Source organism: Microcoleus sp. D2_18a_B4 (genome assembly GCF_036702475.1).
Classification (GTDB): Bacteria; Cyanobacteriota; Cyanobacteriia; order Cyanobacteriales; family Microcoleaceae; genus Microcoleus.
The window spans coordinates 1-25,272 of the sequence record NZ_JAUBTL010000027.1 but is presented as its reverse complement, the minus strand read 5'-3'; the positions used below and the strand labels follow the sequence as shown (position 1 = coordinate 25,272).

Annotated in this window: 20 protein-coding genes and 2 pseudogenes; 12 read left to right on the top strand and 10 right to left on the bottom strand. The window is 46.8% G+C overall.

What is annotated here, in order from left to right:
- Window positions 1–53: 53 nt before the first annotated feature.
- Entirely contained in the window at window positions 54–1,157 is a 1,104-nt protein-coding gene (locus tag QUB04_RS16900; protein WP_333286030.1) for a precorrin-8X methylmutase, read from the bottom strand.
- Between the two features lie 301 nt (window positions 1,158–1,458).
- Between QUB04_RS16900 and QUB04_RS16895 the strand changes: the two genes are divergently transcribed.
- The 5 genes from QUB04_RS16895 to QUB04_RS16875 all read left to right on the top strand — a co-directional run bounded on the left by QUB04_RS16895 (window position 1,459) and on the right by QUB04_RS16875 (window position 7,474).
- Entirely contained in the window at window positions 1,459–2,535 is a 1,077-nt protein-coding gene (locus tag QUB04_RS16895; RefSeq protein WP_333286028.1) for a flagellar assembly protein H, read from the top strand.
- Window positions 2,536–2,712: 177 nt separating this feature from the next.
- Window positions 2,713–4,626, top strand: coding sequence for a heavy metal translocating P-type ATPase (locus QUB04_RS16890; protein WP_333286026.1), 1,914 nt, complete (start codon window positions 2,713–2,715; stop codon window positions 4,624–4,626).
- A 240-nt stretch (window positions 4,627–4,866) separates the two neighbouring features.
- Entirely contained in the window at window positions 4,867–5,076 is a 210-nt protein-coding gene (locus QUB04_RS16885) for a hypothetical protein (protein ID WP_333286024.1), read from the top strand.
- A gap of 63 nt (window positions 5,077–5,139) precedes the next feature.
- Window positions 5,140–7,200, top strand: coding sequence for an elongation factor G (locus QUB04_RS16880; protein WP_333286022.1), 2,061 nt, complete (start codon window positions 5,140–5,142; stop codon window positions 7,198–7,200).
- Window positions 7,201–7,312: 112 nt separating this feature from the next.
- On the top strand, window positions 7,313–7,474 hold the full coding sequence (locus tag QUB04_RS16875) for a hypothetical protein (protein ID WP_333286020.1): 162 nt from the start codon (window positions 7,313–7,315) through the stop codon (window positions 7,472–7,474).
- On the opposite strand, the gene QUB04_RS16870 is transcribed toward QUB04_RS16875, so the two are convergent.
- Window positions 7,471–8,565, bottom strand: coding sequence for a Get3/ArsA fold putative tail anchor-mediating ATPase NosAFP (locus QUB04_RS16870; RefSeq protein ID WP_333286018.1), 1,095 nt, complete (start codon window positions 8,563–8,565; stop codon window positions 7,471–7,473). The two genes, QUB04_RS16875 and QUB04_RS16870, sit on opposite strands and share 4 nt — an antisense overlap.
- Before the next feature lie 660 nt (window positions 8,566–9,225).
- Entirely contained in the window at window positions 9,226–9,426 is a 201-nt protein-coding gene (gene petP / locus QUB04_RS16865; protein ID WP_172186826.1) for a cytochrome b6f subunit PetP, read from the bottom strand.
- 88 nt (window positions 9,427–9,514) lie between these two features.
- Here petP and QUB04_RS16860 point away from each other — a divergent pair, with 88 nt between their 5' ends.
- The 4 genes from QUB04_RS16860 (at window position 9,515) to QUB04_RS16845 (ending at window position 13,693) form a co-directional block, all read left to right on the top strand.
- On the top strand, window positions 9,515–9,859 hold the full coding sequence (locus QUB04_RS16860; protein ID WP_333147579.1) for a hypothetical protein: 345 nt from the start codon (window positions 9,515–9,517) through the stop codon (window positions 9,857–9,859).
- Between the two features lie 225 nt (window positions 9,860–10,084).
- On the top strand, window positions 10,085–11,191 hold the full coding sequence (locus QUB04_RS16855) for a FecR domain-containing protein (RefSeq protein WP_333286016.1): 1,107 nt from the start codon (window positions 10,085–10,087) through the stop codon (window positions 11,189–11,191).
- A gap of 515 nt (window positions 11,192–11,706) precedes the next feature.
- Window positions 11,707–13,521 (top strand): adenylate/guanylate cyclase domain-containing protein, encoded by a 1,815-nt coding sequence (locus QUB04_RS16850; RefSeq protein WP_333286014.1) that lies wholly within the window; start codon window positions 11,707–11,709, stop codon window positions 13,519–13,521.
- A complete protein-coding gene (locus QUB04_RS16845) occupies window positions 13,496–13,693 on the top strand; it encodes a hypothetical protein (RefSeq protein WP_333286013.1) in 198 nt (65 codons plus the stop codon). Before QUB04_RS16850 ends, QUB04_RS16845 begins: the two co-directional genes overlap by 26 nt.
- Window positions 13,694–13,976: 283 nt before the next feature.
- Here QUB04_RS16845 and glsA read toward each other — a convergent pair whose 3' ends face one another.
- The 3 genes from glsA to QUB04_RS16830 all read right to left on the bottom strand — a co-directional run bounded on the left by glsA (window position 13,977) and on the right by QUB04_RS16830 (window position 16,861).
- The gene (gene glsA / locus QUB04_RS16840) at window positions 13,977–14,903 is read right to left on the bottom strand and encodes a glutaminase A (RefSeq protein ID WP_333286011.1); all 927 of its coding nucleotides are present in this window, start codon (window positions 14,901–14,903) and stop codon (window positions 13,977–13,979) included.
- Between the two features lie 229 nt (window positions 14,904–15,132).
- A complete protein-coding gene (locus QUB04_RS16835; RefSeq protein ID WP_333286099.1) occupies window positions 15,133–16,305 on the bottom strand; it encodes a transposase in 1,173 nt (390 codons plus the stop codon).
- Window positions 16,244–16,861, bottom strand: a complete 618-nt coding sequence (locus tag QUB04_RS16830) for an IS607 family transposase (protein ID WP_333286009.1) — start codon at window positions 16,859–16,861, stop codon at window positions 16,244–16,246. The genes QUB04_RS16835 and QUB04_RS16830 overlap by 62 nt, the downstream gene beginning before the upstream one ends.
- Before the next feature lie 290 nt (window positions 16,862–17,151).
- On the opposite strand from QUB04_RS16830, the gene QUB04_RS16825 reads away from it, so the two are divergent.
- Window positions 17,152–17,490 (top strand): hypothetical protein, encoded by a 339-nt coding sequence (locus QUB04_RS16825; RefSeq protein WP_333286007.1) that lies wholly within the window; start codon window positions 17,152–17,154, stop codon window positions 17,488–17,490.
- On the opposite strand, the gene QUB04_RS16820 is transcribed toward QUB04_RS16825, so the two are convergent.
- The gene (locus QUB04_RS16820; RefSeq protein WP_333147803.1) at window positions 17,487–18,482 is read right to left on the bottom strand and encodes a YdcF family protein; all 996 of its coding nucleotides are present in this window, start codon (window positions 18,480–18,482) and stop codon (window positions 17,487–17,489) included. The genes QUB04_RS16825 and QUB04_RS16820 overlap by 4 nt on opposite strands.
- Before the next feature lie 353 nt (window positions 18,483–18,835).
- Window positions 18,836–20,323, bottom strand: a complete 1,488-nt coding sequence (pap, locus tag QUB04_RS16815; protein WP_333286005.1) for a polyphosphate:AMP phosphotransferase — start codon at window positions 20,321–20,323, stop codon at window positions 18,836–18,838.
- A gap of 748 nt (window positions 20,324–21,071) precedes the next feature.
- Here pap and QUB04_RS16810 point away from each other — a divergent pair.
- Window positions 21,072–22,031 carry a GNAT family N-acetyltransferase gene (locus QUB04_RS16810; protein WP_333286003.1) on the top strand — a complete coding sequence of 320 codons (960 nt, stop codon included), beginning with the start codon at window positions 21,072–21,074 and terminating at the stop codon, window positions 22,029–22,031.
- A gap of 142 nt (window positions 22,032–22,173) precedes the next feature.
- Here the strand turns inward: QUB04_RS16810 and QUB04_RS16805 are convergent, their stop codons facing one another.
- Window positions 22,174–22,434 (bottom strand): hypothetical protein, encoded by a 261-nt coding sequence (locus QUB04_RS16805; RefSeq protein WP_445301064.1) that lies wholly within the window; start codon window positions 22,432–22,434, stop codon window positions 22,174–22,176.
- Window positions 22,435–22,616: 182 nt separating this feature from the next.
- On the opposite strand from QUB04_RS16805, the pseudogene QUB04_RS16800 reads away from it, so the two are divergent.
- Window positions 22,617–23,843: pseudogene (locus QUB04_RS16800) on the top strand (ISL3 family transposase).
- Here QUB04_RS16800 and QUB04_RS16795 read toward each other — a convergent pair.
- Window positions 23,820–25,272, bottom strand: a pseudogene (locus QUB04_RS16795) (calcium-binding protein); the annotation flags it as partial. The pseudogenes QUB04_RS16800 and QUB04_RS16795 overlap by 24 nt on opposite strands.

Sequence of the window (25,272 nt, the reverse complement as noted above, 5' to 3'; positions counted from 1 at the left end):
TCTTCTCCTGACTCCTGACTCCTTCTTCGCCACAACCAACCTCAATCCCATCTTCACTTAAGATGACAATGACAATTCGGCTTTTCAATCAAAGACTCAACCAAAGCATTCAAAGCAACCGCCGCCAACAACCCGCCGCCAAAAGTTCCCACAGTCGTAATATAAGCAACGCCCGATCGCACTAACCGCCGTTTCGCCACCGGAGAATGACTAAAACCGATCGGCATTCCCACTACCAAAGCCGGTTGCAATTGCCCACACTCGATCGCCTCGCAAACCGCCATCAGCACAGACGGCGCATATCCTATCACCAATATACATCCTTTTTCCAGTTTCAACAACTTATCAAACCACTCACCCTGCCGCCAGAATTCCTGTTCCGCTTCCGCCGCAGCATTAATGTGCGGGTCATCAATTAAAGTTGCAATACTTGTTCCCAAATGCGCCAATCTAGTCCCATCCAAAGCCGCAAAAACAGGCGGCACATCAGCCACAATTTGACACTGATTTTTCAAAGCATCCCGCGCCGATTTAATCGCCGTTTCGCTCAACTTCACAAACGGCAGCAGCGAACAATCTCCGCAAGCTAACACCAGTTTAGAAAGCAAGTCTACCTCAATTTCCGAGCGATCGGCCAAATCCGGCAACAAAAGCTGCAACGACTCCCCAAAAACCTCCGGGTGAGTGTGCGCCCCCGCATCCCAACCCTCCCAAAGTTGTTCCAACTCATCCAACCCCCCCTCAGTTTCCGCCTGCAACAGCCTTAATTGCGCCAAGGCGTCCGCTTGCACCGCTTGACAGGAAATATCCCGCCCCAGCAATCCTTCAAGCGCCGAAGCCGTTTCTCTGAGGCGAACAATTTGCTGAATAACCGACAGATATTGCCGTTGCAGAGTCGCCATCAGCGCGTCAGGCGAAGCATCCGCATCAGTTTCTAACAGTTTGCGGATGTGAGACAGTTGAAAGCCTTGCTGCTTGAGTGCGACTATTCTTTGCAGCCTTTGCACATCGCTGCGGGTGTACAATCTGTAGTTAGAGGTCGATCGTACCGCCGGAGATAGCAGCCCCAAAGCGTGATAATGTCGCACCATCCGAGGGGTAATTGTGCCTTTTACCGCTTCTGTAAGTTGTTTGATTGTCAGATATTCTTGTTGCATAATACCAATTATAAAAAGTAGAGATAAATATAGATTGTACGCGATATGTAGGGAAACGGCCTTGTCCTGTCCCGCGCGGGAATCGGCGATTTTTAATAATTATTAAAATACTTATGAGGGTAGCATTTTTTTAATTTTCCTAAATTTTCAAGCTAACGGTTTTTATTTGACCTATTGCCGCCCGGACACGGCAGTGCCGTGTCCCTACGGTATTTCATATAATTGAAAACAGCCATAATTCTTTAACGTGTGATAATATTTATTTGAGGAAATCCCTCTAAAATCTACCCTTTAAAATCGAATGACGCGATTCATTCACGATCGCTTTGCCAAAGAATACCTAGAAGAACTGCTCTCTCCAGCAGGGATAGTTGATATCGGCCGCGATGTCACTTCCGAAGTGCGCGAAATCGATGTTTACTTTACTCCGAACGCCGCAGTCCCAGAATACATCGAAAGCTTGGGATTGTTGGGAAGACTGGCAAATTCGACAGCAATCTTTGAACCGTTCCGCAACCCGGTAAGTGTCAGCGAAGTTATCAGTTGCCTCAGCAAATTGTGGGACGTTCGCGGTAAACTAGAGCGACAATCTCGAAGAGAAAATACTGGATTTAACGAAAGTGAATTGCCTAAATTGTGGATTCTGACTCCGACAGCCTCAGAATCCCTGGTGAACGGGTTTCGCGCACAACCAGACGAACCCAATTGGATGCCGGGAATCTATTTTTTGGGGGAATATTTGCGATCGGCAATTGTGGTCATCCATCAGTTGCCAGAAATTCCCGAAACCTTGTGGCTAAGGATTTTGGGTAAAGGAAAAGTGCAGCAAAGAGCAGTTACCCAGTTGAGCGCTTTGAGTACAGATAATCCCCTGCGAATTAATGCGTTAGAATTGCTGTACAGACTGCAATCAAACTTAGTAGCAGATTTAGAACAGGAAATAGAAACAGAAGACCGGGAGTTAATTATGACTATCGCACCTCTTTTTCAAGAACAGTTACAAGCGGCACAGCAACAAGGTAAAGAAGAACAACAGCGCTTAATCTTAGAGAATTTTCTGCGAGTGAGATTTGGAGAATTAGACTCGCTGATGATAGCGTTTCTCTCTCCAGTCTCGACGATACCTGCTGCGGAGTTTACGATGATTTTACTAGGAATATCTATGCTCACAGTGGATGCAGCAGGAAGGCAAGAAGCGGTGAGATTATTAGCCGAAAATGTCTTGGCAGTGCGGTTAAATGAATCGGGCGAGAGTTTGCCTGCACTCGTTACTAATTTACTGGCTTTACCTGTCGAAGAATTGACATTGTTGTTACAACAACTGCCTCAGTTATCGGCTGATGAATTGAGGGCTCGATTGGGACAGATACCAGGGTAGAACTTGTTTTGAGTGCGATCGACTTTACCGACAGTTAATAGGGGTTTTCAATTCTAGGAAATACAGGACACGGCAGTGCTGTTTTCCTACCCGAAAGGAGTCCGGGCCAAAAGCTTGACATTGACATTAATGTCAAGGTTTAGGCTAAAGGAGTCATCTACCAAATCAATTTCCCCCATGACTCCCAATTCCCTCCCCATTTCTCGCATCTGGCGCCTCGCAGAAGAACATCCAGATGCTGTGACTGCCGCCCTGTGCGGAATTCTAGTAATCTTGGGTTCGCTAGCCCTGCAATTCGGCTGGCTGGGCGTAGCCGTCTTAATCTTACCCGCAGCTTATGTTATCGGCGGCTATTCCAGTACCCGCGAAGGCTTAACTACGCTTTTTCAAGAACGCGAATTAGATGTAGATTTGTTAATGATAGTCGCTGCTTTGGGCGCGGCCGGTTTAGGGCTATGGCGGCAAGAATATCATTTAATTGTTGACGGTGCGGTGTTGATTTTAATCTTTGCAATTAGCGGCGCGCTTGAAGGTTATGCTATGCAGCGGACTGAACGCAGCATCCGCAGTTTGATGAGTTTGACTGCGGATACTGCTAGGGTGGTAATGTACGGCGGGGAACGGTTCGTTGCGATCGACAAATTGGAAATTGGCGATTACATTTTAGTCAAGCCCGGAGAAATCATTCCCACAGATGCGATAATTATAGAAGGCTACAGTGCGATCGACCAAGCCTCGATTACCGGCGAATCGATGCCCGTGGAAAAAACCAGCGGCGATGAAGTCTATGCAGGTACAATCAACGGTGTCGGCGCGCTGAAACTCGAAGTTCATAAAACTCCAGAAAGCAGCTTGATTCAGCGAGTGATTCGGCTAGTCCAAGAAGCGCAAACAGCAGCGCCGCCTTCTCAAATGTTTGTGGAAAAATTCGAGCGCGGTTATGCTAAATTAATCGTCGGTTTAGGCTTGCTGCTGGCAACTTTGCCGCCCTTTGTTTTGGGCTGGAATTGGGAAGAGACAATCTATCGGGCGCTGATTTTCCTAGTAGTCGCATCCCCCTGCGCGCTGATGGCTTCGATTATGCCCGCGCTGCTTTCGGGAATTGCTAACGGGGCGAGACAAGGGATTTTGTTTAAAAGTGGCGCGCAATTAGAGATGATTGGTAAAGTAAGGGCGATCGCCTTTGACAAAACCGGAACTCTCACCACGGGAAAACCTGAAGTTATCCAAATTGTACCAGCAGCCGGATATACTGAAACAGAAGTTCTGCAATTGGCTGCGGCCCTAGAAGCTCATTCCGAACACGCGATCGCCTCTGCAATTGTCAGCGCCGCCCAGCAGCAACAATTACAATTGTCAACCGCTACCGACGTACAAGCAAAAATCGGTCAAGGAATTGTCGGCAAAGTCAACAATCAAATTATTGCCATTGGTAAAGCCGAATTTGTCGAAGCAACTTCCGAATTAGCTCAACTCAGCCAGCAGTTGCAAGCCGAAGGTAAAACCGTTGTTTGGGTAGCAAAGGGCGCTCAGCTTTTGGGAATCATTGCAGTAGCAGATACCCTCCGCCCCGAAGCAGCAGCAACAGTAAAACACTTGCAAAAATTAGGCGTAGAACATATAATTATGCTAACAGGCGACAACGAGAAAACAGCTCAACACATCGCCCATCAATTAGGCATCAAAGAAGTGTACGCCGAACTTTTGCCAGAAGACAAAGTGCAGGCAATAAAACAACTGCAAACCCAGTATCAAACTGTAGCAATGGTAGGAGACGGCATCAACGACGCCCCCGCCCTCGCTCAAGCTTCCGTCGGCATTGCGATGGGAATTTCCGGCAGCGATGTTGCTTTAGAAACTGCTGATATCGTATTAATGGCAGATAAATTAGAGCAACTAGCTAAAGCCATTAGTTTAGGCCGCCGCGCTCAAAAAATTGTCAAACAAAACATTGTTTTTGCACTCAGTTGCATTGTGCTGTTATTGGCGGCTAATTTTTTCGGAAATATCACCATGCCTTTCGGCGTAATCGGTCACGAAGGCTCTACAGTAATAGTAACATTAAGCGGTTTGCGACTCCTGAGAAATTAGATAACACGAAAAAACCGCGATTTAATCGAGGCAGAGCAAGAGTTAAATTCGTTTCCAGGCAAAGCCCATTGGTGACACTTTAATGTTAAACTAACCGTCTCTCTTGTTTATATCGAAGCCTAGATCCCCCCTAACCCCCCTTAACAAGGGGGGGACAAGATTCTTCTCAAAGTCAACCCCTACTCCCCTTTTTAAGGGGGATTTAGGGGGATCTAGACTCAACTACAAGCGACATTTATTATGAGTTTCAGTCTTAAGCTGTTACCAATGGGCCGAGCCTGGGAACGAGAATCCGATCTGCGTTCTCTGCGGTTAAAAAATCCAAATATTAAGAAAAACTACAATTTGTGTTTGCGTCACTCAAAACACGCTACCGTCAAAAGTATAGAATCATACCAAAATCTGAAATTGCTCGAAACTGCAATAAAAATTAACCTAGAAAAAGTCTAGAAAATGATAGAGAACTGATTGCACCAAGAGCAATAGAAAACAAGTTTTCTGTTGGAGGCTATTATGAACCACAAAGTCCTTGGGGCCACGCGAAACGTTGCAATTGTTGGCCCTTATTTAAGCGGGAAAACCGCACTGCTCGAAAGTTTGCTGTCGGTGACAGGGACAATTACCCGCAAAGGAAATGTCAAAGAGGGTAACACAATAGGTGATAGTTCGCCGGAAGCACGCGATCGCCAAATGAGCGTAGAAGTAAACGCCGCCACCGCTGAATATCAAGGCGTCCGCTTCACATTTCTCGACTGTCCGGGATCGGTAGAATTTGCCCAAGAAACTTACAATGCACTCATAGGTGTGGATGCGGCGATAATTGTTTGCGAACCCGTTGCCGATCGCACTTTAACCCTCGCACCCCTGTTTAAATTCCTCGACGATTGGGAAATTCCCCACTTAGTTTTCATCAACAAGATCGATCGAGCTTACACAGACGAAACTACTTGTGGCAGCAACTTCACCGAGGTGATCGACGCGCTCAAATCCGTTTCCAGTAGACCGATCGTACCTCACCAATATCCGATCGGCAAAAACGAACAAATCATCGGTTTTATCGACTTAGTAACCGAACAAGCTTACCACTACCATCCGGGCGCCGCCGCAGATCCCGTCCCGCTTCCAGAACACCTCAAAGCAGAAGAAAGCGCAGCGCGGCAGCAAATGCTCGAAGAATTGGCGAATTTTGACGACCATTTACTCGAAGAATTGCTAGAAGAAATCAATCCCGACGCCGAAGAAATTACCCGCGATTTAAAGATGGAATTAGGCGCAGATTTAATTGTGCCAGTATTCATCGGCATCGCCGAACAAGATTTCGGCGTGCGGCCTCTGCTGGAAGCTTTGCTGAGGGAAGCGCCGACACCGGAAACTACAGCCGATCGCCGTGGCATTATACAAAGTGAAAACAAAGTTCTGGCTCAAATCCTCAAAACCTATTACACACCGCAAGGAGGCAAACTATCGTTAGTGAGAATGTGGCGGGGGACGCTGGCAGACGGAGCAAATTTGAACGGCGTTCGAGTTAACGGTTTGTACCGCTTGACCGGCCAGCAAACGCAAAGTTTGCAGTCTGTCAGCGCCGGGGAAATTGTGGCTTTGGGAAGGCTAGAAGGCTTGAAAACAGGCGATACGCTGGGTTCTGAGGAAGAATTGCCAAAAGCCGAAATCATCCCGCCTGTCTACGCACGGGCGATCGTCCCAGAAAAGCGCAACGATGAAGTTAAGCTGAGCTCCGCTTTAGCTAAACTGCTAGAAGAAGACCCATCTTTAGTCTGGGAACAGCACGGCGACACTCACGAAATTATACTTTGGGGTCAAGGCGAAATCCACCTGAAAGTAGCCTTAGACAGGTTGCGCCGCAAGTATAATTTGCCGATGACAACTCACTTACCGCAAGTGCCGTACAAAGAAACCATCCGCAAACCTGCATCTTCCATCCACGGGCGCTACAAACACCAAAGCGGCGGGCACGGACAGTTTGGCGACGTGTACCTCGACATTCAACCGCAGCCTCGCGGAGAAGGTTTCACCTTTAGCGACAAAATAGTCGGCGGCGTCGTCCCAAAACAGTACATTCCCGGCGTGGAAGTGGGAGTGCGCGAGTATTTGGATCGCGGCCCCCTGGGTTTCCCGGTGGTAGACGTAGCGGTGACGCTGACGAACGGTTCCTATCATACCGTTGACAGTTCCGAACAAGCTTTCAAGCAAGCGGCGCGTTTGGCGATGCAGGAGGGAATGGCCAAGTGCGAACCGGCATTGCTGGAGCCGATCGCCAAAGTTGAAATTTGCGCTCCGAACGAGTGTACATCAAAGGTGTTGCAGTTGGTCAGCGGACACCGCGGCCAAATTCTCGGCTACGAAGGTAAGAAAGACTGGAAGGGATGGGATGCAGTTTCTGCTTATTTGCCGATCGCAGAAATGCAGAATTTGATCGTAGAATTGCGATCGCAGACAATGGGAGTAGGATTTTTTAATTGGGAGTTCGATCGATTGCAAGAAGTGCCGGAACCTTTAGCTAAGCGGGTTTTGCTAACGACTGGCGGCAATGGAAACGGTAACGCTAAAAGTTAAGCTGTAAGGGCGGGTTTCACCAACCATCTTGGGAAGAATTCAAAGGATAAATAAACCCGCCCCCGCCCCACGGTAAATCTGAATGTACATTGCGATTAAAATTACAATTCCAATGTACATTTCGTTTGTAGATACTGTCTTGACCGGTCAAGACAGTATCTACGATCGCACAAATTATACGATCGCGAATCAACGAGACATGATATTAGAGAACTCGATAATTCATCCGTGTATTTGTGTCAAAATCCGTGTCGTGCCTTCTTCCTTACCCTAAAAAGAAATAATCAAGTAACCATTCAGGAACTTAGCACCAGTAACAGACTTCCCAGTTAGCGCCGGAGGCAGCAAAATATTGCGCCGCTGATCGCCCGCTTCGATCGTCACTTCCGGCCCGGATTGAATCAATTTAATTTCTTTCTTGTCAAACCCAGGCAAAAACAAACTAACTTGACGCTGTGCAATGTTGATGTTAATAGGTTGAGGAGCTTTTGCCGCCTGAGAAAAATCGGGCAAAGCATCAATTAGCGGCTGCCAATTATTGTCACTGTGCGCCGGAACCGAAACAGCCGTCAAAGGCTCAAAATCGGCATTAATAGCTTCTGTAACAGATGCTTGATTAACAATGACACCGCCCACAGTCAAACCAACTTGTTGAGAACTTCCCCAAAGATAGCGAGCAGTTGCGATCGCACTTGCATCCCCAGTCGTCACCAAAAAAGCCGCCGTGCGGTTCGGATCTGCCAGCGCTTCCTTACCCTTATCCAAAAGATTATCGACTTGCTTAGTAGATTGAAAAGCATTGTCTCCCGACAAATCCACAGTCAACACGGTACTGACAACCGGTTGAATAAAAGGTGAAAGCGCTTTCCCCAAATCCGAATCTACCAAAGCTTGACGGAACCTGCGGATGTACCAACTCAGAATTTCCGGCATTCCCAGCATCCGCAGCGTATCCATGCCGCCATTGCCGTCATAAACAATTACATCGTATTGTTTGCTGTCCTCGTATTCCCGAAGTTCGTTCAACGCCAGCGCGCTGTCCATTCCCGGCAACACTCCTAATTCTTGGCCGTAAATCTGCTTGAAAAACGGAGTACGGACATATTGAGCTTCTAGTTGTTTAATTTCGTCCCACCTGCGTTCTACCAGCGGCGCGCTTTGCACCTGAACTGCTTTGAGGTTGGGGGCGATTTCCTGGGGGCACAGAGTCAGGGGAACCCCTAGCAGAATACCCAATGCAGGGCCCGGATCTTGGCCGAGCAGCAGAACTCGCTTGCCTTGAGCCGCGTATTTTTTAGCTGTTGCGATCGCGATCGTACTGCGGCCAGTGCCGCCTTTGCCCAAAAATGTCAAAATCAAAGCCATTTTCTGTTCTCACTGCCAAAGCTTACTCTTTAATATTTAACTCAATTGGCGTAAGTCCCACGCTGTAATTGTACTCAATTGGGCGTTGGGATATAAGCCAAGCAAGGTCTATAACAAAGATATCCAATTCCCTGAATTTCTAACAAAAACGTTTAAGATATAAGTGGTTGCGACCCACTCACTCGGCTGAAATACAGAACGGTCATAGTAGCAATAGTATGCTTACCGGGAAACTGCCAGAGAAAGGAGGAAAAAGCAGACCGCTGGTTGGTAAGGTAAGTCCCGCCGTAAAAAATAAGCCAAGTTTGCTGTACGAAGAAAGGTTTTTTGGTCTTGGGAAACAGGACTTCTGCGTGGGTTCCCTATGAAGGGATAAAGGCTGCAAAGCCAGAAATGCGGTGTAAGACTCCGATCGGCTTAGATGTCGAATCTCAGCAATGAGATCCCCAATAGAGCAACGGCAGACGAGACACGAAGCCTACACACTCACCGAAGGTCAGTGCTAGGTATTTCACGCGCAACCTTCAGCCAGAGTCGGGGAGGGGGCAGAGTGGAGGAAGAGGAGAGTCGGTGAGTTGGAGAGTGGGAGAGGGGAAGAATTGGGAAAATTTTTCCTCTTCCTTCTTCCTTCTTCCTTCTTCCTTCTTCCTTCTACATCTGTTAAACGGGTTCTAGCTCATCTTCAAAGAACCAAGTCGCAAAACCGTCAAACTTGACAACCACGCCTACTCCGCTACCGTCAACCATTCTGAATCCGTCAACAGTGCCTACTGGATTCTCCTTTATCTTGCCCACTATATTTGCAGGTATCCGATCTCTGAGACGGCGCACCTTAACTCTCTGACCTACTTCTATTGCCACTGAAATTGTTCTCCTGCTCTATACAACCGTTTATTTTACAGTTTGGCGTCTACTTCGGAACAGCAACACCCTCCGTCGATCGCTCCCTATGATTTTCCATCGAAATTTCCACCAACTTTCCCTAAAAGACGGTATTCTAGTCGGAGTGCGTCGATCGTCTACCCTGATTCGCTTGGGTTTGCTTCATAAGGTTTCACAGCGGCAAGCTCCACTGGCAGAGGCTGTTCACCACTTAGATAATTATTTTTTATTGCTTCGCAAAAAGAAGTTTTTTATTAATTGCCACAACTACAGAATTTATCCCAAATTAGTCATCCTTCAGGCAGAAGCCAAAAGGCATTCAAAAGCAGTAATTAATTTTATGTTGGCTATATATAAATCTGCCCTCTCTGATGTTGACAGCGGCGAAACTTCATGCAGCAAAGGACTTTGAGTCGGGTTGGCAAAATTTCCCGAAGCTCAGATTTTAGTAAAATGCCATGTTGTAACAGTTTACTAAAATCTGACCAAAAAAAGAATTTTTAATGCTAAACTTTCAGGCTGATAAAGTTTATTTTTGCTGCTGTGTTACGGCATAAAAAATGGAACGATTGCCGGATTTAAGGAGTCTAATAGAGGAAAGGAAGTCAAGGAACTTCAAGATCACAAAACTGAAATTATGAATAAAATTTTTACGTGTGGGCGATCGACCAAAATTCCGCTCCTAAGTTTGTCCTTGGCTGTGCTCGCGAGTCTGTCGCCCTTTCGTGGGACGATCGCCAGTCCGCCTTCTCCATCCCCCAAACAGCCGTCGAACCCTACTAAAATTGTCTCAGTCGATCGACCGCCAGCATTGCCAACCGCCTCCCAATCTCAAACAAATACGGCAACAGTGGCGGCGAATTCATCCCCAGCAGAGACGATAAAGGCTCAGGGAACAGCGACGGGACGATCGCTCGAAATAGAAGAAATTCGCGGTACAGTCAGCTTTAAAGGGCGGCCAGCGGTTGTGGGCGATCGGCTCCTCGCCCCCGGAGACGAAATCATCACCGGCCCCAATTCCACAGCCCGTTTAGGCATCGACAACAACATCGGCACCGTGGAAGTTGCCGAAAAAACCGCAGTCAGAATATCCAATTTGTCAAGCAGTGCAGGTGGCGAAAAAGACACAGCCATTTTTGTCAGCAGGGGGCGAGTCAGGTTGTCGATCGGCAAAACTGCTGCGACAACTCCCGCAGCCAACACCTCAACAATTATCCCGCCGAACCAAATAGTCGCCCTCAATACCTTCAGCGGACTCGGCAAATCCAGTCAAATTGCCCAAAAAACCCGTTCTGCCAAAAGGGCCCCAGTCAGGGTTGAAACCCCAGAAGGCGTTGCCGGAGTCCGCGGTACCTCCTTTGGCGTCAGCGTCGGCGGCGGCAAAACCGCAGTCGAAACTATTGAAGGTCAAGTCGTAGTATCCGGCAACACCGACTCGGAAGTAGTTCTCAACAGCGGCAACTCCACGACTATTTTCCCTCAAACCCCGCCCGTGGCGCCCTCAGCGAGCCCTCGCCTAGCTCAACTCAAAGTCCGCAGTTTGTTGAGAGTCAGTGGCAATATCTATCGCCTCAGCGGTCAAATTAACCCGATCGACACAGTTTATGTCCACAACGAAGAAATTAAGATCGATCGAAATGGCAACTTCAAAATCCAAGGAATTTTACCTCCAAGTCGCCGCCTCAAAATCGTAGTGCGAGGCCCGTCAGTCACAGAAAGGCATTACAGCTTCGCAGTTCGCTAAACAACCTATCGTCGCGAGTAATGTACGCGGGCAGTCTCTGAGGACTTGAGTTAGATCCTAAGTCCTATCTGGGTTGATTATTTGGGAGCATCTCATATTTGCAAAAACACTTCTTTCTTCTTCCTTATAACTCTTTTCTCCTGGCTCCTGACTCCTGACTCCTAATTCCAATTTCGAGCTTTGCTGCTTTCATTGAGATGCTCCCGATTATTTTGTGTAGGTGCGAAGCATTTTGCCGGGAATCTCGGTAGTCAAAATAAATAAATTTTGCCCCCACCCTTCGCCCTTACGGTATCGTAAAACTTCATGACCGAAAGCATCCAGGATACAAGCCCCCGGATTCATTCCTTCGCAGACTCAGGACCCACAAATAAAAAACCTGTATCCGATAAAGGAGCCCCCGAATTTATCCGTGGGGTCAATCTAAAATCTAAAATCTAAAATCTAAAATCGATTGACTCCCACTCCTCTCTAAGTTCGGACTCGAATGTCAATTATTGCGTCAAATTAATTGCATGAAGTTGAAAGAATGGATCGATAATCTCAAACAAAATCACCTGCTCGGCCTGCGGCAATATATATTCACAAATCCTCCCTGGATGACAGGGGCAGTAGTAGGTATAATGTCTGTAGCCATGCTGCAATTTGGAATGTGGAAACCCCTTGAATATTTGGGATACAAAATGCTATTTCAAATTCGAGAATCGGGAATTTTGCCAAATCCCGGATGGGATTCGAGAATTGCGGTAATTGCGATCGAACGGCATTCCTTGCAAGAATACGGTCAATTTCCTTGGCCTCGCAACCGCTACGCCCAACTGCTAGAAGCACTGAAAGAATCTCCCCCCACAGCCGTGGGTTTTGACATTCTTTTCCTCGATCCAAGTCCGAAAGATGATATTTTAGCCGCTGCAATCGCCGCCAACGGCAAAGTTGTACTCGCTAGAACCACCAAAGAAGAACCCGTAGCATCTTTAATAGCAGCCGCCGCAGGTGTCGGCCACATCGGCCAGGAACCCGATAGCGACGGTATTAGCCGCGAGTCAAAAATCTTTCTCAACGGGATTCCTAATTTCGGTTTAGCAATGATTCACAGGTACAATGCTGCTAATCCCCAAGATCCAGTATTGCTCCCACAGTCCAAAAATAAGCAGGAAAAAAAAGTCTGGGTTAACTGGCCGGGGAAAACAGAAAATCTACCTACCTATGCTTTTGTTGATGTCGTAGAAGGTAGAGTTCCCGCAGATGCTCTGACTAATAAGTTAGTTTTAGTGGGCATAGTTGCTACCGGTTTAGACCCGATATCTTCACCTCTCGACAAGACTACGGCTGGGGTTTATTTATATGCAGCGTTGATTGACAATTTGCTCAATCAACGCTTGCTACGGCGGCTGCCGGTACTCGTAGAAATTTTGTTATTGTTGGGGATTGGGTCGCTTACGGCCTTGGTTCTGGGCAACCGAGGTGTTAAGGAGAGAATTGCGATCGCTCTCGGTTTGCCTATAATTTGGATTGGGGCTGGTGCATTGTTATTTGGCTTCTTTTTTTGGTGGGTTCCGATTGCCGCACCTATCGGCACCCTCATTTTATCTGGGACTGCTTTGCAACTGCGGGAACAGTACGAAAAGCAGCAGTTGATGAGGTTATTTGAAAAGCACGTCGCTCCAGAGACAGCTCAGCTTATTTGGGAACGCAAAGCGGAGATATTTGAACAGGGAGAACTGGAACCTCAAGAACTTACAGCAACGGTGCTGTTTATGGATATTCGTAGTTTTACTTCGATTTCAGAAAAAATGCCGCCGCGAGATTTACTCACCTGGTTGAACAATTATTTGGAAGCGATGACTGACTGTATTATGGATCACGGCGGCGTTGTAGATAAATACATCGGTGATGCAATTATGGCAGTTTTTGGAGTGCCTTTTTGCCATACCGAATATCGAGAAATTCAACAAGATGCTTTGAATGCAGTTGCGGCTTGTATTGCGATGCACGAACGGCTGCACCAACTTAATCAGCAGCTTAGAATTGAACACAAACCTTTAATTAAGTTTGGCATCGGTTTGCATACCGGACAGTTAGTTGCTGGTAGCGTGGGCGGTTCCCGGCGTTTGAATTATTCTGTGATCGGCGATGCTGTCAACGTTGCTGCTAGATTGGAGGCGATGAATAAGGAAATTGTTTCTGACAGTCCTTTTAATTTGTTGGTGACGGCGAGGACTTTTGCTTACGTGCGCGATCGCTACGAAGGCCAAAAAGTAGGCTCGATTCAATTGCGCGGCAAAAAAGAAGAGACTGTGGTTTATGCTATTTTGGGCGAAAAGCATTAGTTATCGGGCATGGGGCATGGGGCATGGGGCATGGGGCATGGGGCATGGGGCATGGGCATGGGGCATGGGGCATGGGGCATGGGGCATGGGGCATGGGGCATGGGGCATGGGGCATGGGGCATGGGGCATGGGGCATTGCTCATTAGTTGTGATATTATGTCTTGTTAATTAGGCCCAATTACTTCATACTTGGGAATTAAAATATTGGTTGTAGGGGCGGGTTTTTCGACAATCTACGCCTCAAACAAATAATCTCAAAAACCCGCCCCCGCCCCACGGTAAATCGAAATATACATTTTTTTCAGGCGATCGCCCCTGTTGGTTGATGTAGATTATTAGCGGTGTGGGGGCCGGTTTATAAAGCTTGTTTGTACTGATTAGATATTGTCGTAAAACTCGCCCCTACGGAATTATATTGTTTCCCAATTCCCAATTCCCAATTCCCAATTCCCAATCTAATCAAATACGCTTAGCCGCAGAGTTTTAGCTATTTTTTCTAACAGAAATAAGCCACCGACAGAATTTCCCTCTTTATCCAGGGGCGGACTGTAAAAGCCGATCGCACCTTGACCCGGAATTACCGAAAGCATTGCCCCGCTAACTCCCGACTTAGCCGGCAGTCCCACCCGCAGCGCAAAGCGGCCCGATGCTTCATACAAACCGCAAGTTGCCATCAGCGCTTTGACAGTACGGCAGTTTTCCCCCATTGCTCGATCGCCACTATTTACCAAAACCATCCCCAACTTAGCTAAATCCTCCACAGTTCCCGACAAACAGCAGACGCGATTGTAAGTTTCTAAAGCAATTTTCGAGTTTTGAATACAACCAGATTCTACCATTTTCAAGGCGAGATTCCAATTGTTTTGATTCGGATTTGTCTGCACTGAATCGAGCATTAACTCGTCAACAAATAACTGACTGTTTGCCTGTTGATTCAGCCAATCGAGCAAGTTTTGACAGCGCGCAACAGCATTTTGACCGGGAATCAAAGACGCTAGGGCGATCGCCCCGCTATTAATCATCGGGTTTCTCGGCTTCCCTTGGTCTATTTCGAGTTGAGTAAGGGAATTGAAAGGCAGTTGCGAAGGTTCGCAGCCAACGCAGTCAAATACCGTTTTTTCGCCCAATTCGCACAGCAAATAAAGCAGCACAAAGGGCTTGACTACACTCATCAGCGGGAATGTTTGAGCAATGCTACCCCAGCTCAATAATTGACCGTCAATTGCCCGAATTTGCACGGCAAACCCTTGTCTATCGGCTTGCGCTAGGAGAGGTATGTACGCAGGGATTTGACCGGATTTACTGCGATTAATTGCCTCTTTTGCCCAAGCTGCCAGTTGTTCCGGTTCCAAGGAAGATAGTTGGCTGGTGGATATTTTCACTCTCGATTATTTCGATTATTGGAGATTTTAAATTGGCATTCCTGGCGCGATATTGAGCCATAAGCCCCGTTTATTAACCGAATTGCGTCACTTGGGCCTGCTGCGGGAAGAAACTGGGTTTCTTCGGGGATCTCAACCAAGCTCGAACTTCAGGCTATTGACGTTTGGGGCCGCCGGGAGCAAATAAATTTTTCATAAAAAACCCGTACTTTGCATAAAAATCTCCCCTTCACCCGGATATATAAGTAGCAGATACATTTAACCCGGTAAATCCCGGACGCTCGCCAGGAATAACCGTGTATGGCAAGATAGAGAAAGCAGCAAGCTCTCCCATCAAGGAGGTATCTCTCAAAGCTTTCAACAAAATATTGAAAGCACCGTTTTTGTCTCTGTCCAGGGTGTGTCCGCACCCTGGACATTTAAAGACTTTAGACCCGCCTAATTTAGTATGAATGTGTCCACACTTTGAGCAGGTTTTTGATGTGTACTCTTCCGTTACGTCTACTACAACACCACCGTGCTTAGTGGCTTGATGCTTCAACATTTGTTTAAAACGATAATGACTCAACGTGACCATCGCTCTAGCGGTTTTAGTTGCTAAAGAGCGCTTACCTTTCTTGACCATTTGTTGTGTCTCAAAGGTTGGCAAGAAAATTAACTTGTACTTACCTGTCAAATATTTTGCAGTTTTTTTATGCAATTCATTGACTAAGTTTTTGATTTTGATTCTAATTTTTGCTGCTGATTTTCGTAGACAATACCTCAGTCGCTTGAATTGCCTCCCTTTACTTAGTCCAATACGGGACATCAATTTGTCTAGATGTCTTGCTAGCCGATAGATGCGACCGATATCGTTTTTTCCTATTTCGACAAAGCCACTGCCGTCAAAACCAGTAAGGAAAGTTCTAACGCCAGGATCTAAGGCTATAACCAAATCGCTATCAATCGGCTTTATTTTTGGTACATCAATTGCATAGCAGATAAACCACTGCCTGTTAATCAAGCTGAGTGTTGGTTCGTGCTGCATTACCTCGATGATGGGTTCCGAGGCTTTAAATGTTAGCCCTTTAGTAGAAAGTGGGTAAAAAGTCCCTAACTTCCAGTTAGATGTTTGAAACCGGATAGTCTCCGATGTATCAAAACGGCTTCTGAATTTTGCCGTTCCTTTTGTCTTTTTAGCTGCCTTGTGTGCTTCAAAAGCTTGAAATACTGCCATTTGTCGCGGATTGTAGGGTTGCTCGGACACCCAATTAGGCGCCGAATCCATTATTTTCTTTCTTAAGTCATACTTGCCAATTTTTTCGTTTTTAAGGATAGCAATCGCTTGGTTGTAACACCATCTACTTGCTGCAATCCAAGTCCTCCATTTTGCTGCTAGCTTGGTTTCCGGGTAAACTCGAATCTTCTTTGATAGCAGATTTGTATTTTCGCAAGCCGTAGAGTCGGCAACTAAAGACGTGGATGATGGCAAGGATATCTTCAACCATTTCTCGTTCTGGAGACAGCTCGTTTCTGCGGAGAACCATGAGTTGGCAATTGTTTTGTTCGCAGATCCATTTGATGATATCTCCACCAAACCTTGGGAGTCTGTCTTGGTGTCCCACCACAACTGTTGAGATATCTCCTGACATGACTTGTCCCAGAAGGGCAAGCAGCGCTTTTCTTTTGAAACTGAGTCCGCCTCCGATGTCTTTGAAGACTTTAGCTTGCGGATAGAGGCTTTGGAGGTAGCTAACTTGTCTGTCGAGGTCTTCTCGTTGTTTGTAGCTGCTGACTCTGGCGTAGATGGCTGTAATTCGGTCGTGTCCGGTTCCGAGAACGCTGTCGATGTCGTAGCGTCGCTGGTTGGAGGGGGTTCTGATTGCTGATATTTTGTCGGCAAGCTCCCAGTTTCTAAGGGTTTTGTCTGAGACTTGCAGGATTTTGCAAGCTTCTGGCGGTGTGACATATCTGGTCATCGCTAGGTGGTATTTTTGTTATCAGTAGAGAATATAAGGTTTTACAAGGATTTACAAAGAATTTCTCAGAAATCGTTTACTTTGCGACGGCAGCTTCAAGGCAACGCTGCTAGCCAAAACAAACCAGCACTAGCTGGAAATGCCTTCAGATTCTTATATTTAAGCCCCAGCAAGGGGCGGGGTGCATATTTAACTTAATTCTTTCAGAGTTGGCCAAATCCTGTCCGGAAAACCCCCGAACCTCTGAGAATGTACTATCCAACCGGATTTACCAAAACCAGGATAAAAAAATGGCAGAAGCTAAACCAGAAGCACCAAAACCCGCTCCAATGACTTTTAAGGGTGTGTGCAGCGACGGAGTTCTCAAAGGCAAAGAAATTGAAGGCAAACTAGACATCAAAGTCAATGTTGAATCTGTCAAAGCGGCAGAAGCACCGCCCAAAAAATCCCAGTGGGAGCCAGTTATCTTTTGGGTATTGTTTGCATTCATGGCAAACTTGATTGTCGGCGACCCCGCCGGAATGAGAAAAAACAGCTCCCCACAAAGGTCTCATTCTCATCAGATGTTAAACCAATCTGGGGAGCAGTCGCTGTTGCCTCAGAAAAACACCAGCAACTTGCCACTTTAGGCTCTGGGAGCCTGCCAGCCGCGCAAATAGTAATAGAAAGACCCGAAATATTCATCGAATACTCGCGTCGTAGTTACCAAAGCTTCTGCACTAGGCAAAAAATCTCCCGCGTCTAAGCGGAGTCTACTAGATTTCCCTCCTGATGTGGGTTGAAAAGTGTAGAAGTCGGTAGCCCTAGGAATCACCTGGATTCCCATATTCGCAAAAGCGAGGCTGGCACGGCGCATCTGAATCGCAGATGTTACCAGGATTACTTTGCGGGGGGCGCCACGGGTGTCGAGTATCTTTCTCACCTCTTGGGCGCTGGTGCGTATGTTGCTGCCGTTATCGTCGAGAACGATACTGCTGCGCGGCACGCCCATGTTGTTTGCCAGCAAAGTCTCGATATCCTTAGCTTCGCCAACATAACCCTCCAACTCTGGTCTGGGGCCAGCGGTAACGATGACCATCGGTGCCACTTTTTGGCGGTACAAAACGGCTGCATAGGGCAGGCGATTGCCTGTATCTGTCAGTTGAATCGCTACTCGGTTGGGGATGTGAGGCTGAGTGGTTCCCTTGCCCAAGAGGACGATCGCCGCTGCGGTTTCATCGCAGCAAGCTGTGCGGACGGCTGCTGCGGCGTCCCGTTCTGCTTGCTCCGCGAACCAGTAAGCGACAACTGGCATACTCGAAAGGATCAAAACTAGCAGCGCTGCCAGGATCATTCTCGGCGCCGGGTTGCGGATGCCCCCGTTCGTGATCAGCGCCGATGCAATCACCAGCAGAGTGATGGAAAAACCCAGCGGCTTAAAGAAGAAGGCTATGAGCCCGAAAATCGCTGCTCCGACCGGGGTGTCTGGTGCAAAAAAAGCTAGGATCAAAAGGCTGATCAGCAGCAAAACGCGCAGCCGGTCTAATAAGGGATTGTCTTTGCCTCCTGATTGATCCCACCACGATTTGATCAGTGAGAACAGGAGGAATAGAAATAGAATGCGAGCTAACAGTTCTGGCATCTTGCAATATTCTGTGTCTTCATAAATTAGTACAGAAGTTTGGAAACGAGCGCGAATTTAGCTGCGGGAGGAAATACGGGCATCGGTGGGTTTTTAACTTTCGCGAATAACGCAGTCCGATCGCATTTATCCTGATGCTCGCTTCCGGTCAGCTATCAACCATTGGTTGCAGGGTGAAACCCGCTACTTCGAGTCACAGATTGCTGACAGTTAATTGGTAATTGATAACTGGTAATAGTTGATTGGTAATTGGTAATGGATCGAGCACGCCGCAGGTGGAATTGACAATTCAAGCCTGCTTTGTTCTGCCTACTTTTTTCCCCATTACCTGTTACCGATTCACCAATCCCAATTTATCGGCGCTTCAGTTGATTCCGAATTGCCTGCGTTACCGTTTGAATTACTTTAACACGAGCATAATACTTGTTATCGGCCGCAATTAGCGTCCAGGGAGCAAGCGGCGTGCTGGTGCGCTGAATCATTTGATTCACCGCCACTTCATAATAATTCCACTTTTGGCGATTCCGCCAATCTTCCTCGGTGAGTTTGTATTGTTTAAATGGATTGTTTTGCCGCTCTGTAAACCGCTTTAGTTGCTCGTCAGGACTGATGTGCAGCCAGAATTTAACTAAAACACAACCGAAACTGGTGAGTTGCTCCTCAAATTCGTTGATTTCCTGATAAGCTCGGCGCCATTCGGGTTCGCAGGCAAATCCTTCGACTCGCTCGACCAGCACTCTACCATACCAACTACGATCGCAAATGCTGATTTTACCAGCCGTTGGCAGCCGCTGCCAGAACCGCCAGAGGTAGTGATGCGCTTTTTCTTCGTCTGTCGGCGCCCCAAAGGCATTAACGATGTAACTGCGGGGGTCTAATATGTCTGTCAAGCGTTTGATTGCTCCTCCTTTACCGGCCGCGTCCCAACCTTCAAACAGGACTAACACGGGGATTTCCTCTTCGTAGATGCTTTGTTGCAGTTGGCCAAAACGGGTTTGTTCCTCGCGAAGTTGCTGTTTGTATTCGTCGGGCGACAGCGATTGAGTTAAATCTACTTGGGCCAGCAAGTCTGGTTCGGTGGGTTGCAAGCTTTCTTGAGGTGGCAATTTCACGGGTGCAGATTGCGTCGGCAGTCTGTCTAAGGCTTCTGTAATTGTCGCTGCCATTTGCGTTAAAACTTTGACTCTTGCCCACCGTTGACAATCGCCTTCTACTAGCGTCCAAGGTGCGGGGCCCGTGCCGGTTTGGGCTACCATTTCTTCGGCAAAAGTTGTGTATTCTTGGTATTTTTTGGCTTGTTTCCAATCTTCGGGCCGCACTCGCCAAGCTTGTAAGGTGTCGTCTTCTAGTTTTTTGAGCCGATGCTTGAGTTCTTTTTTGCTCAAGTGAATCCAAAATTTGGCAATTGCGGCGCCGTCATCTACCATCTGCCGCTCGAAGGCGTTGATTTGCCTGATGGCTGTCGGTACTTCTGCGTCGGAGACTCGATCGAACAATCGGTCTTCTAAAATGTGAGTGTACCAACTGTGATAAAAAAAGCCAATTTTGCCGCGGGCGGGGAGTTTCTGCCAAAAGCGCCACAGGAAAGGATAGCCCCTTTCTGCATCTGACGGCGGCCAAATCGGGTGGACGGCAAACCCGCGCGGGTCCATGTACCCCACCATTTTTTTGACCAGCGCGCCTTTACCGGCGGCGGCCCAGCCTTCGAGGACGATGATTGCGGGCAATTTTTTTTCCCTGCAGGCCAGTTGGAGCGATCGCAACTGTTGCATTAAAATTTCTATCTTGGCATCATAGGTTTCTTTATCCAGGGAAATATCTAAATCGAGGTTGTCGAGCATATTTACCTCATATTAATCTGTAAAAAACAGTTTAACGTTAGTTTAACGTTTGGATAAAATTAAATCCTCAATTCAGGGGAAAACGTTATAAAAATTACAGTTACGGCTGGTTAAAAGCCGATCGCTCCTGCAATCAAATGCCACCCTCGTTAATACTAGCAAGAATCCCTCGATTTCCAACTTGCAAAAAAAAACAGCTCAGGTTATAGTTGAAATAGGGAACTTTTAAATAAGTTCAATTTCTCCCCTCCCCCGATCGGGCGAGTTAACAGGAGGAGCCAAAAATCCATGAAAAAGGATTTATTGTAAAACAGAGCAAAAGTAAAAATCAACTACCCGGTGGGGGTGACAACTTCTTTACTTAGCTGTAGAAACTTTATTCAAACAATAGTAGTTACTGAAGCACCAAGCTTGGTAACGAAAGAGAGCGCGACTCATCGACATCCAGCCATAAACTCCAATACAAAACTAGCCCAAAAAGGCAAACCAATTTTTATGATTGCGCTATAAGATAAAACCTGAAAGCCTGGGTGATATAAACAGGTTTCTGAGTTTTATCGACACCATTCTCAAATACTAAAAGCGGTTTAGGTGCGGTCACGCGAACCCGCCCCACAAGAACATTTATTTCTTGTGGAACAGGCATCTTGCCTGTTACTGACATTTGTGCAAAATGTCTGAATTACTGTACTTGTTTGCCCATACCAATTAAGAGGAACAGTCCGAAATTACGGATTGCAAGTTTTTTATGAATATCTTGACAACACGCTCCTACAAGGGCGAAACTGACTGGTGCGCGATCGCAAATTTAATCGATGCTTGCGAAGCAGTGGATAGACTCGGCGAAGAAGTCTCCGCAACTGAACTCAAGCTAATACTTGATGCACCCAAACTAGACCAAGCCCGCGACGTGCAGTTGTGGGAAGATGGTAATTACAAACTGATCGGTTTGTCACTCCTAGATATGCCCGATTCTCCAGAGGAAATAGACGCTTCTCTCTGGTTTTACGTGCATCCAAATGTCCGTAGCGAAGGTTTAGAAAAAGACATAATTAAGTGGGGAGAAAAGCGGCTGCGCGAAGTGGCGAAAGAACGGAATTTGCCCGCGAAATTGCGTACCTACAGCCGGGAGGATAAAACCGATGAGATGCGGCTGTTACGAAAACAGGGCTTTGAGGTTGATCGCTATTTTTGGACAATGGCCCGATCCCTCGCAGAACCAATACCAACACCGGAATTTCCCGCAGATTTTGCGCTGACACACGTATCAGGAGAACAAGACATCCAACCTTGGGTAGAGATGTTCAACCAGTCATTTATCGATCACTGGAATCACCACGATTTAACTGCGGAAACGGTGCGTTACTGGATGCAAGACGCCAATTATCAGCCGGAATTAGATTTGATTGCTGTTTCGGGCGATCGCAAATTTGCAGCTTTCTGCGACTGTCAGATCAAACTCCAAAAAAACGCCCGCAGCGGCACAAAAGACGGTTGGATTGAATTGTTGGGTACGCGGCGCGAGTTTCGGAAAATGGGTTTAGGAAAAGCGATGCTGTTAGCTGGTTTGCATAAGTTGAAAGCGGCGGGTGCAAATACTGCGAAACTCAGCGTCGATGCTGACAGTTTGACGGGGGCGACCAAGCTTTACAAATCAGTCGGTTTCCGCCCGATGGAAACTTGGATCGAGTGGGCTAAGACAGTTTAGAAAAGGTTGGCTGTGAAGGCGAGAACCCCGACTGCTTAAAGAAGTCGGGGTTTTCAAGTGCGATCGAATTTTGCGATCGGCTTTTCTGGAAGTGCGATCGCCCTTTTGGATCGAAGGGGCGATCGTACTTTTCATTATTTCCTTAAATCAGCCGGAAATTAGCGGATGTTATCGCATTGGCACTCACTCCAAGCATCACACCTAACTCCTCTCCTGTCAAGACATTTTTGATCAGAGTTCCCTGAGTATTTTGAGTGATTGCTAACTGACCAAAACTCAAACCTCCGCTTAATCCAATCAAGTCTTGACCGATGGTAAAATCAGCGATGATATCAAATCCTTGACCAGTTGTTAAGGCAAAGATATCGTTGCCGCTACCGCCAATCAAACTATCATTTCCCATGCCTCCGTCAAGGATATCGGGCTCTACCGAACCTAGTATGTAAAAAAGTTAATAATTTTTATAAAAATTAACTATAAAATATAAACATTAGGCGCTGGCAAAGCAGTTATATATTGACTTACAGGGCTTTTTGTAGTATAATAAAGTTAGATTTTAGAGAAATTAAGATAAAAATTATACCTATGGCTTCCAATCCTCAACTTCATCTAATGACGAAACTCCTTAATATTGAGGGAGTGACAGTCAAAAGTTATCAGATTATTGAAAATATAGGAATCACGATTTACTTAGATAATAACAACAAAAAAGCCATTTGTCCCGACTGTGGTCAGAAAACTGATAAACTCCATCAAAATCATTATTATCTAGTGAGGGATTTGCCGTTTGGAGAGCAAAAAGTATATTTACAAGTAAATCGCCGTCAGATGAGGTGTGAAGGTTGCCCAAAAAAATTTAGTGAAGACTTAGAATTTGTTAAAAAAACTAGAACCTATACAGAGAGGTTGAAAAAAAAGATTTTGTCAGAATTATTAGAAAGCGATATTAAAAATGTGGCTCAAAGGAATGGAGTCAGCGAACAAGAAATAGAAACCATGTTAAAAGAATGGGGAAAGGAATTGCTCGGACAAAAACCATCAGGATTAAAAAGGCTAGGAATTGATGAAATTGCTGTAGTAAAAGGACAGAAAAATTATTGTGTAGTTTTAGTAGATATCGATAAAAAAATTATAGTAGGAATGGTCAAAAATCGAACTCAAGTGGAAATACAAAAATACCTAGAAGCCTGGGGAGAAGAGGTTTTAGACCAAATAGAAGAAGTCAGTATAGATATGTGGAAACCTTATAAAAATGTCTCAGAAGCTTTAATGCCACAAGCAGAAGTTGTGGCCGATAGATTTCATGTTATGAAGCAAGTAAATGAAGAATTAGATGGAGCTAGAAAAAAGATTAAGAAAGCAGCCGTTGCCTTAAAAAATAACTCGGAAAAAGATCGACTACTCTCCGGAATAAAAAAAAGTAAATATGTCTTACTAAAAAATGAAGAGGATCTCACTGACCTCGAAAAATAGCAGTTAGAATCACTCAAAAAAGTTGCTCCTACATTACAAAAAATGCATCAAATGAAAGAAGAGTTTAGACAAAGTTTTGAAGCCCCAAAAGATTGGGTAGAAGGATTATTGAGTTTAAGTGATTGGTTAAAAGATGCAATTTCCGTTTTCCCCAAAAGCTGTGGGACAATTATTAGGTGGATTGGAGAAATTATTGCGTATTTTGCTCGGAGGACTACTCAAGGAGTTGTGGAAGGAATTAATAACAAATTAAAGCTCATCAAAAGAAAAGGCTATGGGTTTAGAAATTTTGACAACTTTATTCTTAGGAGCTTCTTACATTGGCATTTTGCTAGTTAGTTTTACATACGAGGTTCGGTAGAACCGGATATCGTTGCCTGTGCCACCAGTGAGAGTATCGTTATCGGCGCCTCCGAACAGAGTATCATTTCCTTCGCACCCTCCGAGAATATCTGCTCCGGCGTCACCGTTGATTAAGTCATTGCCTTCACCGCCGCAGATAGTATCCGAACCTAACTGTCCAAACAGATTGTCATCACCTTGACTACCAAGGATGATGTCGTCACCTTTGCCTCCATATAAAACGTCATTATCCTTGCCACCATCGATGAAGTCATCATCTTTGTTGCCATAAATGATGTCATTGCCTTCGCGGCCATGTAACAAGTCATTACCTTTGCCTCCGAAGATTAAATCGTTGCCCAATTCGCCAAGAACGATGTCGTTTCCTTCATCTCCATAGAGGATGTCGTCACCTTTGCCTCCGATGATGAAGTCATTGCCTTGGTTGCCATTAAAGATGTCATTATCGGCACCACCATATAAGTTGTCATTCCCGGATTTTGCATCGAATATATTGCCGTTGTTAGTGCCGACAAATTCATCGTTTTGGGCAGTGCCTATTTGAATTCCCGATACACCAAGTATGGTGTTTTCAACTGCATTGGGTTGGTTTAAGTTGGGATAAGCAATGTCATCGCAGATGCAGTCATCGTTGGGGATGTTGTTGGTTGTTGGTGTTGGCGTTACCGATGGTGTTCCCGTTGGTGTCGGTGTTTCCGATGGCGTGGGTGTTCCCGATGGCGTGGGTGTTCCCGATGCCGTGGGCGTGGGTGTTCCCGATGGAGTCGGTGTTCCCGATGGAGTCGGTGTTCCCGATGGAGTCGGTGTTCCCGATGGAGTCGGTGTTCCCGATGCCGTGGGCGTTCCCGATGCCGTGGGCGTTACCGATGCCGTGGGCGTTACCGATGCCGTGGGCGTTACCGATGGTGTCGGCGTTACCGATGGTGTCGATACAGTGTCGGTGTTTCCGATGGTGTCGGTGTTTCCGATGGTGTCGGTGCTTCCGATGGTGTCGGTGTCCCCGATAGTGTCGGTGTTTCCGTTGGTGTCGGTGCTTCCGATGGTGTCGGTGTCCCCGTTAGCGTCGGTGTTTCCGTTGGTGTCGGTGTTTCCGATGGTGTCGGTGTTTCCGATGGTGTCGGTGTTTCCGATGGTGTCGGTGTCCTCGATGGTGTCGGTGTTTCCGATGGTGTCGGTGTTTCCGTTGGTGTCGGTGTCCTCGATGGCGGGCTCCTCGATGGCGGGCTCATCAGTGGGCTGCTCCTCGATGGCGGGCTCATCAGTGGGCTGCTCCTCGATGGCGGGCTCATCAGTGGGCTGCTCCTCGATGGCGGGCTCATCAGTGGGCTGCTCCTCGATGGCGGGCTCATCAGTGGGCTGCTCCTCGATGGCGGGCTCATCAGTGGGCTGCTCCTCGATGGCGGGC

Bases quoted from the DNA above. Each gene is read 5' to 3' on its own strand.
- pap (WP_333286005.1), bottom strand. From the start codon at position 20,323: ATGCTCGACAACCTCGATTTAGATATTTCCCTGGATAAAGAAACCTAT.
- QUB04_RS16885 (WP_333286024.1), top strand. From the start codon at position 4,867: ATGAGTTTCAGTCTTAAGCTGTTACCAATGGGCCGAGCCTGGGAACGA.
- QUB04_RS16895 (WP_333286028.1), top strand. From the start codon at position 1,459: ATGACGCGATTCATTCACGATCGCTTTGCCAAAGAATACCTAGAAGAA.
- QUB04_RS16820 (WP_333147803.1), bottom strand. From the start codon at position 18,482: ATGCCAGAACTGTTAGCTCGCATTCTATTTCTATTCCTCCTGTTCTCA.
- QUB04_RS16810 (WP_333286003.1), top strand. From the start codon at position 21,072: ATGAATATCTTGACAACACGCTCCTACAAGGGCGAAACTGACTGGTGC.
- QUB04_RS16850 (WP_333286014.1), top strand. From the start codon at position 11,707: ATGAAGTTGAAAGAATGGATCGATAATCTCAAACAAAATCACCTGCTC.
- QUB04_RS16845 (WP_333286013.1), top strand. From the start codon at position 13,496: ATGCTATTTTGGGCGAAAAGCATTAGTTATCGGGCATGGGGCATGGGG.
- QUB04_RS16860 (WP_333147579.1), top strand. From the start codon at position 9,515: ATGATTTTCCATCGAAATTTCCACCAACTTTCCCTAAAAGACGGTATT.
- QUB04_RS16870 (WP_333286018.1), bottom strand. From the start codon at position 8,565: ATGGCTTTGATTTTGACATTTTTGGGCAAAGGCGGCACTGGCCGCAGT.
- QUB04_RS16855 (WP_333286016.1), top strand. From the start codon at position 10,085: ATGAATAAAATTTTTACGTGTGGGCGATCGACCAAAATTCCGCTCCTA.
- QUB04_RS16830 (WP_333286009.1), bottom strand. From the start codon at position 16,861: ATGACCAGATATGTCACACCGCCAGAAGCTTGCAAAATCCTGCAAGTC.
- QUB04_RS16880 (WP_333286022.1), top strand. From the start codon at position 5,140: ATGAACCACAAAGTCCTTGGGGCCACGCGAAACGTTGCAATTGTTGGC.
- QUB04_RS16890 (WP_333286026.1), top strand. From the start codon at position 2,713: ATGACTCCCAATTCCCTCCCCATTTCTCGCATCTGGCGCCTCGCAGAA.
- QUB04_RS16900 (WP_333286030.1), bottom strand. From the start codon at position 1,157: ATGCAACAAGAATATCTGACAATCAAACAACTTACAGAAGCGGTAAAA.
- QUB04_RS16805 (WP_445301064.1), bottom strand. From the start codon at position 22,434: ATGGGAAATGATAGTTTGATTGGCGGTAGCGGCAACGATATCTTTGCC.
- QUB04_RS16825 (WP_333286007.1), top strand. From the start codon at position 17,152: ATGGCAGAAGCTAAACCAGAAGCACCAAAACCCGCTCCAATGACTTTT.
- QUB04_RS16875 (WP_333286020.1), top strand. From the start codon at position 7,313: ATGTACATTTCGTTTGTAGATACTGTCTTGACCGGTCAAGACAGTATC.